Annotated in this window: 2 protein-coding genes; both read left to right on the top strand. The window is 34.5% G+C overall.

The features are described from left to right. A partial coding sequence (locus GSY74_RS02985; protein ID WP_223157443.1) for an ATP-binding protein occupies nt 1–1,985 on the top strand: 1,985 nt, incomplete at its 5' end. Nucleotides 1,986–2,122: 137 nt separating this feature from the next. After that, a complete protein-coding gene (locus tag GSY74_RS02990) occupies nt 2,123–2,740 on the top strand; it encodes a DUF4255 domain-containing protein (RefSeq protein ID WP_164663629.1) in 618 nt (205 codons plus the stop codon). Nucleotides 2,741–2,855: the final 115 nt, after the last annotated feature.

Consider the following 2,855-nt stretch of genomic DNA (forward strand, 5'->3'; position numbering starts at 1 on the left):
ATGAAACTATTTCAAGCTACAATTGTAAAATGTTAAACTTAGATAATATTATAAACAGAAAATTACAGATGTTAGATGAGGATGAGTCAGATAAAGACCTGAATCCTTTTTTTGTCTCAAAAGAGAGAGTTATTAAGCTACTTTATCAAAAAGGTAGTGAACATCAAGAGTTTATAGAAAGAGTTAAGCTTTTGTCTCAACTCTTCAGTCTTGATACGGCAGAGCAGGAGATTATATTGATTGTTTTAGCACCTATGCTTGATATAAAATATAAGAAGATTTATGCCTACCTACAAGATGATTTGAATCAAAAAGAGGCTACGGTTTTTCTGCTTTCATTGCTTTTGGATAGAGAGATAACGGATATATATAGATATTTACAAGCAGAGTCTACACTTACTATTTTTGGGATTATTGAGAGGGATAGTGAAGATGTTTTGAGAGTTTCGGACTCTGTGCAAAGTTTTCTTTTTGGTTGTTATACTCTGGATAGGCGAATTTCACCATACTCTACTCTTATCTCAACTATGGAGAGTCAATTTTATGATATAGAAGAGAATCTTATGGTGATAAAAGATGGGTTATCGGAGCAGAAGAGATTTGTTATCCATCTGCATGGAGAGGACTCTACCCAAAAAGAGTATATTGCTACAACAATTGTAAACTCTATGGAGTATAATCTTTTGAGAGTTGATTGTTCTACTATATTGGAGTATAGTGAGAGTTTTGATGAGAGTCTCAAACTTCTTTTTAGGGAGTCTATACTCTCAAATTCACTACTCTATTTTGATAACTATGATATATTTAGCCAAGATTCAAAAATCCATATCTATCAAGAGGTGCTAATCAAAAATTTAGAGAGTTTCTCTTCGCTTAGTTTTATCGCTTCAAAAGAGAAGATTGTTCCACTATCGTTATCTCATGGGTTATTGTGGTATGAGATTGCTCTATCGCTTCCAACAGTTACAGAGTCTAGTCGTTATTGGAGAGAGATTTTGTATGGTATAGGAGTGGAACTCTCTTCACAGAGATGTGATACTCTTGCCAATCTCTTTGGATTTACAGTAGAGCAGATAGAGAGGATTGTAGAGAGACTTAAGAGTAAACTCTTTTTTGGAGAGAAGTTTAGTGATGCTCTGTTGTATCAACTATGTAGAGAGAGCATATCTAGCTCTTTGAAATCTTTGGCAGAACCTCTCTCTTCGGAGAATGGTTTAGATGATATTGTTTTGCAAAAAGATAAAAAAGAGTTACTAAAAGAGGTCTGCGAACACTACAAGTATCAAATCCAAGTTTTTGAGGAGTGGGGATTTAAAAAGCACTATCAGAGTCAAGGTCTAGGAGTACTCTTTACAGGAGCATCAGGAACAGGTAAGACAATGGCCGCATCTATACTGGCAAACACATTAGGTCTTGACCTCTATCGTATTGAGCTATCTAGGATTGTTAGTAAATATATTGGAGAGACAGAGAAGAATCTATCTAAGATATTTGAGACAGCAGAGGGGAGTGGTGTGATACTATTTTTTGATGAGGCTGATGCTATATTTGGGAAGAGAACAGAGACCAAAAACTCTCATGATAGATATGCCAATATAGAGGTGAGTTATCTTCTTCAAAAGATAGAGGAGTACAATGGATTGGTGATACTTGCTTCTAACTTTAGACAAAATATTGATGAGGCGTTTATACGGAGGATGCGTTTTATTATCAACTTCCCATCTCCTGATATAGGGATGAGAGAGGAGATATGGAGAAGAGTCTTTCCCAAAGATACCCCTATTGATAGCGATATAGATTTTTCAGTTTTGGCTAAAAATTTTGAACTATCTGGTGCTAATATTAGAAATGCTTCTCTCTTTTCTGCTTTTTTTGCTGTTCAGGAGGGCGAAGCTATAGGTATGGGGCATATCGCTAGAGGTATCAAAATAGAGCTTGGGAAGTTGGGTAAGGTTATCAAAGAGTCGAATTTTTCTGAATTTTGATTATCCTTTTGGTAACACTACCAAAAAAAACTCCAATATATAACAAAAAAACAGAAATTAAAATAAAAGGAAACACTTATGAAACTTTTTCCCATTATCATACGCATTGGATGAGACTACTTAATAGGAGATAGATTATGATTACGCTTAATGATTTGAATGATTTGCTCAAAAGTTTTTTTGAACAGAATATAGCAACTGATAATTATAAGGTTTCGTTTTATCCTCCACTCAAAGATAATATTTCAAGCGATGATAAGACTATTGTTAATGTCTATCTATTTGATATTCGTGAAAATATAGAGTACAAAACAAACCAATGGGAATTTACCAAAGATACATCAAAGGGTTATCGTGAAAAACCACCTACTATACTTGATATGTTCTATATGATAACAGTTTATGGAACCAGTAACAATATAGATAGTCGTATAGAAGAGGAGCTACAGATGTTGAGTTATCTACTTCCAATTATCTATGATAATAGTTATATAGCCAAAGATGATGTCGCTGTTGAGTGGGCATCTCTCTTTGACCAACTACCTGATAACTCCCCTCGCGTTCCTATTGAATCTATACATCCAAAATTTTTAGACGAACAGGGAGGATTTCAGATATGGAGTTCTTTTGAACAACATCTCAAACCTGCTATCTATCTAAAACTCACTGCTCCTATACTATTTGATAAATTTGAAGGTGCACCTATTGTTGTAGATAAAAAAATGACTCTAAAAGAGAGAGAGAATTGTAATTAATAAACTTTTGGAGAACTAGGAAACGAAAACTTTAGTTTCGTCTCTTTCGGGGCTAAAGCCCAATGCCAATGAATTAAGCTTTTTTTGAACCAAATAGTTCGGGTGTAAACACGCC

The sequence above is a fragment of the Sulfurovum sp. bin170 genome (genome assembly GCF_010892395.1).
GTDB lineage: Bacteria > Campylobacterota > Campylobacteria > Campylobacterales > Sulfurovaceae > UBA1140.

What these genes read in the sequence shown, in the direction of transcription:
- GSY74_RS02990 (WP_164663629.1), top strand. Translation starts at nt 2,123, where the DNA reads ATGATTACGCTTAATGATTTGAATGATTTGCTCAAAAGTTTTTTTGAA.